Consider the following 229-nt stretch of genomic DNA (forward strand, 5'->3'; position numbering starts at 1 on the left):
GACGCGGGCAGCGAAGGTACCCGGTGCGCCAATCATGTCGATGTAGTCCAGCACCGGCGCGGGCACAAAGCCCACCTTGTGACGTTCGGACCAAAGACCCACGGCGCGTGGGTCCTTGCTGTTTGCTGGCTCCGGGACGGTCTGAAGGGACTGCCCCTTTGAAACGGACGTGTCAACGTGTGCCTGTGCGGTCTCGGGCATGTATCGGAGCCCGTGCACGGGCACCACG

1 protein-coding gene is annotated in these 229 nt (G+C 64.6%); it reads right to left on the reverse strand.

Translation table 11 applies throughout. From position 1 onward, the window contains the following. A partial coding sequence (locus AC3XQU_RS25165) for an HIRAN domain-containing protein (protein ID WP_489876806.1) occupies nucleotides 1-228 on the reverse strand: 228 nt, incomplete at its 3' end. Nucleotide 229: the final 1 nt, after the last annotated feature.

The organism is Telluria sp. AZSoR62 (assembly GCF_058111565.1).